Below are 630 nucleotides of genomic sequence, written 5' to 3'. Positions count from 1 at the left end.
AGTGTACGCGGCAACAGCTGTTCACTATATCAACGACACGCTTCAAGACATGAACGATTTCGGTACGAATGATTACAGTTTCCGCAATCACGCGAAACATTGGTCAGAGTTGAAAGGTTTTGTTATGGGCCTTCAATTTAACCCGAATGCACTAATCAGTATCACAGACATTGAAACAATCAACACCAACCTAGGTGATGCACCTGTACTTTCTACTGCCGATACAACCACGATCAATAACTATCGTGCAAGCCTGATTGCTTCACGCGATATTCTCCAAGCTGCTTACAACTTTGCTGATGAGAATATGGGTGATGCAAACGGTGAAAACGGCTGGTAAGCACCTACGCAATTTCCGTTAGCCAGCACATTAAGCAGTTATACAAGCCGCTGAGCAACGGATAGCTTTACAACAAGGGTAGGATTCATTTAGAGCCTACCCTTTTGTGCGTTTAAAAACACAAACATTATCAGGTCTAACCTAGTTTCAGTTCCAGCAAGCAAACCTTAATCACTTGCTCATTGAAACCAACACATAAGAATTGAGGTACATTATGTTCAACTGGAAACGTTCTTCTGTAATTATCAGCGCCTCCGTATTTCTCCTAACAGCCTGTGGTGGTGGAGGTA

Annotated in this window: 1 pseudogene; it reads left to right on the top strand. The window is 42.9% G+C overall.

From position 1 onward, the window contains the following. A pseudogene (locus A3762_RS27615) lies at positions 1-340 on the top strand (hypothetical protein); the annotation flags it as partial. Positions 341-630: the final 290 nt, after the last annotated feature.

The organism is Oleiphilus sp. HI0125 (assembly GCF_001635355.1).
This window is presented reverse-complemented; position numbering and strand designations above follow the sequence as displayed.